Origin of the sequence: Nocardia sp. NPDC058497, from assembly GCF_042720195.1 — a bacterium.
Classification (GTDB): Bacteria; Actinomycetota; Actinomycetes; order Mycobacteriales; family Mycobacteriaceae; genus Nocardia.
Window position 1 is genome coordinate 1 of record NZ_JBHXMY010000360.1, and the last position, 6,192, is coordinate 6,192.

Sequence of the window (6,192 nt, forward strand, 5' to 3'; positions counted from 1 at the left end):
CACGCGCCCTCTCCCCCCGATCGTAACACCCCCCCCCCGCCCCCCCCGCCCCCCCCGCCCGCGCCGGCGCCCGCCCCGCCGCCCTCTACCGCTTCACCGACTCCGGCCTCCGCGTCACCGACGAATTCGCCGCACTGCGCCCACCGACCTGATTGCGAGCGACCTCGCCCATCAGCGCCGACAGGCAGTTCGCCCTGAGCTACCTGTCGGTGGTCGCTGTCACACTGCTCGCATGGACAACAACGCGGCGGACGCGAAAGAGATCACTTCTTGCGACGACCCGGACGCACCGTGGAACCGGGAGTACTCGGCCGAGGAGATGGCCGGGTGGAACGACGGGGTCGTCCGGGAATTCCGGGAGAACAACGGTCGGGTCGGTGGTGACTACGCGGGGGCGACACTGCTGCTGTTGACGACCACCGGCGCCAAAAGCGGTAAGCAGCATGTGGTTCCGCTGGGCGCGCTGTATCGCGGCGACGTCCTGTATGTGAGCTCGTTCATCGAGGATCGGTATCCGGCCTGGGTCCACAACGCCAAGGCCGATCCGCGGGTGACGATCGAGCTGGGCGGGGAGAAGTTCGCGGCGACGGCCGAGGTGCTCACCGGTGCCAGGTACGACGAGTTCGCCGCCTGGGCGCTGGCGGAGAACTCACTGCTGGCCGAGTATCAGGCCAAGGTCGACAAGCCGCTGCCCCTGGTGGTTCTGACCCGAAACACCTAGGAGCAGATCAGGATTCGTATCGGCGATCGCGATGCTTCGTCGATCGCCGGTACGTCCGCCCGCTGGGCACCGCGGTGGCGGCGGACGAACTGCGCACTGCGTGGCGGCGCCGCCATGCGGCGAGATCGGGTCGCTCGGTCGGTGCTTCGGTCTCGGTCTTCTCGGTGGCGCGCACGGCCGTTCCTCCCCCGGTGTGGATATGACCTGTCGACGGTAGGCGAGCAGCCGCGCTGGGCGCCACCGGTTTTCCGGTGCGCACCAGCACCTCGTCACGGTCGCTCCGCTTCTCGCTTTTCTTCCGGCACCTTCTTCGGCAGCGGCGCGCCGATCAGCACATCGGCCCACCGCGTCGACGGATCGATATCGAGCAGCAACGCCTTGACCAGCAGGGTCAGCGGGATGGCGAGCAGGGCACCGAGCGCGCCGATCACCCACGCCCAGAACACCAGCGACAGGAAGGTGACGGTCACACCCAAACCGACGGCGTCACCGACGAATTTGGGTTGGATGATCGACTGGATGACGAAGTTGATCACCGAGTACACGACGATCACCCAGATCATGAGCACCGGCCCGCTGTCCAGCAGGGCCAGCAGCGCGGGTGGGATGACGCCGATGACGAACCCGACGTTCGGAATGTAGTTGGTGATGAACGACAGCAACGCCCACAGGATCGGCAGCGGCACCCCCATCAACCACAGTGCGCCACCGTCGATCACCGCCACGATCGCGCCGAATACCGTGGATACCACGAGGTATTTGCGGGTGCCGTCGGCGAAGGACAGCAGCGCGTTCGCGATGGCGGGCCGCTGCTCCTGCACCACGGCCATCCGCTTGTCCATCGTCATCCCGTCGACGGCCATGAACAGCAGCAGCGCGAGGACGAAGAACAGATTCGAGAAGACTCCGATCACTCCGCCGAGCAACTGCTCGACGAACTCGGCCACCTTGCCGACATCGATGCCGTCGAGCACCTTGTGGATCTGGTCGGAGCTGATGCCCAGGTCCGACAGCAGCCCCCGGGCATTGTCGAGCAGCGAGTTCAGCTTGTCGGCGTATTCCGGGAGCAGCGAGGCCAACTGCCAGGCCGACACCGCCAGCGCCCCGCCGATTCCGAGCAGAATCGCCACCACCGCGAGCAGGGCGATGACCATCCCCGCCCACGCGGACCGCCCGCGCCGCTGCGCCCAGCTCTGCAACGGCTGCACCGCGATGGTGAGCATGAGGGCAAGGAAGACCGGTCCGACGATGCCGGAGAAGACTTTCAGCCCCCCGATCACCACGACGGCCGCCGCCAGCGACAGCAGGACGATCAGTCCGCGGGGAATCGACCAGGACGGCGGCACCGCGGCGCCCGTGCTCGGCTCGGACATCGACACTCCCTCGGTCTGGTGAACTCGCCGAACCGACGCTAGGGAGGTCACGGGCAGCCCACATCGCCCGTTCTGGATGAAATCCGGCTAGGCGGTCTTCATCTGCGGCGCCGGCGGTGGCTCCGTCGTCCGCCTGCCCAGCCGCCCGACGGCCCAGAAGACCAGCTCGACCACCCAGAACAGCCACAGCGACAACGTCACCACCACGACGGGCACCGTCAGGAACACCACCGACGGCACCGCGATCACGACCCAGCGCGCGACATCACCGGGTGTCGCGCCACGCAGCCTGCTACCCAGACGCACTGCGGCCCACATCATCCAGCGCCGCGGCGTCGAGACGGCGAACTCGTGCAGGCAGCGACGGAAGATGCCGTCGGCGTCGGCACGGCTGATCGTGTCCGTGCGGCACAGGTAGTCGTGCAGGATCGCGGCCCGGGTGTAGGCGCCGTAGCGCGGGATCAGCCAGACCAGCGAACGTGGCACCGACGCGAAGTCGGTGCGGAAACCGGCGGGGACCGTAAAGGTCTGGACCGCACCCTGATACGTGAGCGGCTCGATCAGTCGCCAGAATTTCGCGTCCAGTTCCTCGACGACCGGACCACCACCGATGAATGCCACGACCGCTCCTCTCGAGCCGTCTACCTGCTGCTATAGACGATGGTAGAGGTCGAGGGCGACGTGAAATCGCGCTCAGGCGCGCGGTTGCGGACTCGAATCGAAATCGCCGCTGGGCCGATACTCCCGGACCTCGACCGCCTGCGGATAGTCGTCGATCTCGGCCGGGCGCAGGTCGCCGAGCAAACCCGCAGTGCCGGAACCGAGATCGGTGCGCGGGTGCAGTGCGGCGAGGAACAACAGCACGAGCGCGGCCAGGAACGGTTGCACCAGCAGCGCGAGATCGGTGCCGACCTCGGCGGGCAACGCGACGATCTGCCCGACCGCGGGATCGTGCGGACGCGGATGCCTGAGCTCGGCGACCCCTTCGCCCACCCACATCATCACCGCGGCACCGAGACCCGAGGCGAGCAGGATTCCGACGACCAGCATGGGCCCCCGCACGATCCGCACCCGCCAGGCCGCGGCCGCGCTCAGCACCGCGACCACCGTACCCAGGCACAGGAACATCCCGACGGCGTCGAACAGGTGCAGGCTCTCGCCGGTGAGCACGGCGGCACGACCGGGTTGGGTCACCCGCAGCCGTTCGGTCGGCGCGAGCAGTCCCCAGGCCACGCCCGCCGCCGCGCTCACCGCGAGCACGGCGGCCGCGACGACACCGACGCCGATCAGTTCACGGCGCAGCACCTCGGGGCGCGGCCCGGCGCCGACCTCGGCCACCACTACCGGCGTTCCAGCTGCGCCGATTCGATGACCCCGTGCCGGGAGCACTTGGCCCACCAGCCGTCGGGGCTCACCTGCACGATCATCCGCCGGCCGCACTGCTCGCAGAACCGCGGCGGCTCGAGCCCGAGCGCGGCCGATGCGGGCATCGCATCGTCGAGTCCGGGCACGATCCGCTTGCCGGTGAACGGGTTATAGCGCTCGTCCATATCAGTCACCCTACTGTGCCGCTGCCTCAGAGGGTTTCGTTGAGCGCCTTGATCGGCATCTTCAGCTCACCCAGCAGATCGAGATCCGATTCGGCGGGACGGCCGAGGGTGGTCAGGTAGTTGCCGACGATGACGGCGTTGATGCCGCCGAGCATGCCCTGCTTGGCGCCGAGGTCACCGAGGGTGATCTCGCGGCCACCGGCGAAGCGCAGGATGGTGCGCGGCAGCGCGAGGCGGAACGCGGCGATGGCGCGCAGCGCGTCGGCGGCGGGCAGCACCTCGAGGTCACCGAAGGGGGTGCCGGGGCGCGGGTTGAGGAAGTTCAGCGGCACCTCGTCGGGCTCGAGCGAGGCCAGCTGCGCGGCGAATTCGGCGCGCTGCTCGATGGTCTCGCCCATGCCGAGGATGCCACCACAGCAGACCTCCATGCCCGCCTCGCGCACCATCCGCAGGGTGTCCCAGCGCTCCTCGTAGGTGTGCGTGGTGACGACCTTCGGGAAGTGCGACTTGGCGGTCTCGAGGTTGTGGTTGTAGCGGTGCACGCCCATCGCGGCGAGCTGGTCGACCTGCTCCTGGTTCAGCATGCCGAGCGAGCAGGCGACGTGGATGTCGACCTCGTTGGGGATGGCCTCGACACCCGCGGCGACCTGCGCCATCAGGCGCTCGTCCGGGCCGCGGACCGCGGCGACGATGCAGAACTCGGTCGCGCCGGTCTTGGCGGTCTGCTTGGCCGCCTCGACCAGGCTGGGGATGTCGAGCCAGGCCGCGCGCACGGGCGACTGGAACAGGCCCGACTGCGAGCAGAAGTGGCAGTCCTCGGGGCAGCCGCCGGTCTTGAGGCTGATGATGCCCTCGACCTCGACCTCGGGGCCGCACCACTTCATCCGCACCTCGTGGGCGAGCTCGAGCAGCGCTTCCAGGCGATCGTCGCCAAGGCGCAGCACCTCGACGGTCTGCGCCTCGGTGAGGCCTTCGCCGCGCTCGAGCACCTGCTCACGGGCGATGGCCAGGATGTCGGTCTGGACGGGTGCCTGCGTCACGACGTGATGTCCCTTCGACGGGGGTACGTGCACGTGGCACGGGTGTGATCCACCCGGCGTAGCCGTGCAACTTGAACGGTGTTCAGGCTAGGGTAGCTGCTAGGGGTGAGACACGACACCCGGGTCGGTGAATTCGAACGGAAGGACGCGTGTGCAGCTGCGGAAGACGGATGTGGTCGATGCCGCCGTCGACATTCTCGACCAGTACGGACTCGCCGATCTGACGATGCGCAGGCTCGCCGGTTCGCTGCAGGTGCAGCCGGGCGCGCTGTACTGGCACGTCAAGGACAAGCAGTCGCTGCTCGGCGCGGTCGCCGACCGGATCCTGGCGCCGATGGACGAGCCGATCACGGCCACCGGATGGCCCGAGCAGCTCACCGAACTCGCCCACCGCCTGCGCAACTGCCTGCTCGCCTACCGCGACGGCGCCGAACTGGTCTCGGCCACCTATGCCTCGCGCCTGACCACCAGCAAGGCCCGGGAACGCCTCGCCGGCATCGTCATCCGGGCCGGAATGACAAGGGAGGAAGCCGAACTCACGGCCTACACCCTGCTCTACTACGTCCTCGGCCAGACCGTCGACGAGCAGTCCCGCATGCAGATGGACTCCGTCGGCGCATTGCCCGACGGAGCCTCTCCCCTGCTCGAAACCCCCGACCCCACAGCTCGTTTCGACTTCGGGCTGCAACTGTTCATCGCGGGTGTGCGCACCATTCTCGGCACGCGCGTGCGCTGAGCGCGAGCTAGCCGCTGCCGGTCATCATGGCGAGCAGTTGGAACGGCATCATCGCGTACATGAACGCGATCCAGATCGGTCCCCGTACAGGATCACCCGCGTGATAGCCCTCGACCAGCCAGTTGATGACATCGGTAGATCCCATTGTGTCCACTCCTTGTCGTTACTTCGGTTCACTACCACTGTCGGGGCAGCCGAGCACGCCGTTACCTCAGTTCGTAACGCCGCGCGTAGCGGGTGGGTGGTTCACCGAAGATCGTGCGGAAGTCGCGGCTGAGGTGTGCCTGGTCGGCGTACCCGAGCTCGGCGGCGGTTGCAGCCCAATCGATGTCGGTTCGCTCGGCGAGACGCTCGGTGATCTCGTGCAGGCGATAGCGGCGCACCACCCATTTCGGGCCGAGGCCGACATAGTCGGCGAACAACCGCTGCAACCCGCGCACGCTGAGGCCGAATCGGTCCGCGATCGCGTCGACCCTGGTCACACCGGTGTCCCCGGCGATAGCGGCCACCACTCGCGCGGCGAGTTCGGCCTGCGGATCAGGGGCGGGCAGGCGATCGAGCAGGAACCGCTCAACCGATTCGACGTCGACAGGCGACGGCAGATCGGGACCGAAAGCCATTGCGGCATCGACCATCCGGTTCCGCAGGTCTGCCACCGGACCACCGAGAAACGGGCGGAACATGCCCGGCCGGAACGCGACACCGAACACCGAGCCGACTCCGGCAAGCTCCCGATACATGTGTGACGACGACGGCCCGTGCACCTCGGCAC

The 6,192-nt window shown here is 68.0% G+C and carries 9 protein-coding genes and 1 pseudogene; 3 read left to right on the forward strand and 7 right to left on the reverse strand.

Annotation, left to right across the window (positions count from 1 at the left end; translation table 11 throughout):
- Nucleotides 1-47 precede the first annotated feature (47 nt).
- A pseudogene (locus ACFWPJ_RS21880) lies at nucleotides 48-152 on the forward strand (NUDIX hydrolase); the annotation flags it as partial.
- An 80-nt stretch (nucleotides 153-232) separates the two neighbouring features.
- Nucleotides 233-721 (forward strand): nitroreductase/quinone reductase family protein, encoded by a 489-nt coding sequence (locus ACFWPJ_RS21885; protein WP_378854087.1) that lies wholly within the window; start codon nucleotides 233-235, stop codon nucleotides 719-721.
- A gap of 269 nt (nucleotides 722-990) precedes the next feature.
- On the opposite strand, the gene ACFWPJ_RS21890 is transcribed toward ACFWPJ_RS21885, so the two are convergent.
- The 5 genes from ACFWPJ_RS21890 to bioB all read right to left on the reverse strand — a co-directional run bounded on the left by ACFWPJ_RS21890 (nucleotide 991) and on the right by bioB (nucleotide 4,684).
- Entirely contained in the window at nucleotides 991-2,094 is a 1,104-nt protein-coding gene (locus ACFWPJ_RS21890) for an AI-2E family transporter (protein WP_378854089.1), read from the reverse strand.
- Nucleotides 2,095-2,181: 87 nt separating this feature from the next.
- The gene (locus ACFWPJ_RS21895) at nucleotides 2,182-2,715 is read right to left on the reverse strand and encodes a DUF1353 domain-containing protein (protein WP_378854091.1); all 534 of its coding nucleotides are present in this window, start codon (nucleotides 2,713-2,715) and stop codon (nucleotides 2,182-2,184) included.
- 72 nt (nucleotides 2,716-2,787) lie between these two features.
- Nucleotides 2,788-3,432, reverse strand: a complete 645-nt coding sequence (locus ACFWPJ_RS21900) for a DUF2567 domain-containing protein (protein ID WP_378854093.1) — start codon at nucleotides 3,430-3,432, stop codon at nucleotides 2,788-2,790.
- A gap of 2 nt (nucleotides 3,433-3,434) precedes the next feature.
- Complete coding sequence (locus ACFWPJ_RS21905; protein WP_378854095.1) at nucleotides 3,435-3,644, reverse strand: hypothetical protein; 210 nt, start codon at nucleotides 3,642-3,644, stop codon at nucleotides 3,435-3,437.
- Between the two features lie 26 nt (nucleotides 3,645-3,670).
- Nucleotides 3,671-4,684 (reverse strand): biotin synthase BioB, encoded by a 1,014-nt coding sequence (gene bioB / locus ACFWPJ_RS21910; RefSeq protein ID WP_378854097.1) that lies wholly within the window; start codon nucleotides 4,682-4,684, stop codon nucleotides 3,671-3,673.
- 151 nt (nucleotides 4,685-4,835) lie between these two features.
- On the opposite strand from bioB, the gene ACFWPJ_RS21915 reads away from it, so the two are divergent.
- Nucleotides 4,836-5,420 (forward strand): TetR/AcrR family transcriptional regulator C-terminal domain-containing protein, encoded by a 585-nt coding sequence (locus tag ACFWPJ_RS21915; RefSeq protein ID WP_378854099.1) that lies wholly within the window; start codon nucleotides 4,836-4,838, stop codon nucleotides 5,418-5,420.
- A gap of 7 nt (nucleotides 5,421-5,427) precedes the next feature.
- Here the strand turns inward: ACFWPJ_RS21915 and ACFWPJ_RS21920 are convergent, their stop codons facing one another.
- Both ACFWPJ_RS21920 and ACFWPJ_RS21925 read right to left on the reverse strand, forming a co-directional pair.
- Nucleotides 5,428-5,565, reverse strand: coding sequence for a hypothetical protein (locus tag ACFWPJ_RS21920; protein ID WP_378854101.1), 138 nt, complete (start codon nucleotides 5,563-5,565; stop codon nucleotides 5,428-5,430).
- A gap of 61 nt (nucleotides 5,566-5,626) precedes the next feature.
- Nucleotides 5,627-6,192, reverse strand: a 566-nt coding sequence (locus tag ACFWPJ_RS21925) for a helix-turn-helix domain-containing protein (protein ID WP_378854103.1), incomplete at its 5' end; no start/stop codon positions are given.

Excerpts from the sequence above, each read along its gene's own strand:
- ACFWPJ_RS21920 (WP_378854101.1), bottom strand. The coding sequence starts at position 5,565 with ATGGGATCTACCGATGTCATCAACTGGCTGGTCGAGGGCTATCACGCG.
- ACFWPJ_RS21905 (WP_378854095.1), bottom strand. The coding sequence starts at position 3,644 with ATGGACGAGCGCTATAACCCGTTCACCGGCAAGCGGATCGTGCCCGGA.
- ACFWPJ_RS21885 (WP_378854087.1), top strand. The coding sequence starts at position 233 with ATGGACAACAACGCGGCGGACGCGAAAGAGATCACTTCTTGCGACGAC.
- ACFWPJ_RS21890 (WP_378854089.1), bottom strand. The coding sequence starts at position 2,094 with ATGTCCGAGCCGAGCACGGGCGCCGCGGTGCCGCCGTCCTGGTCGATT.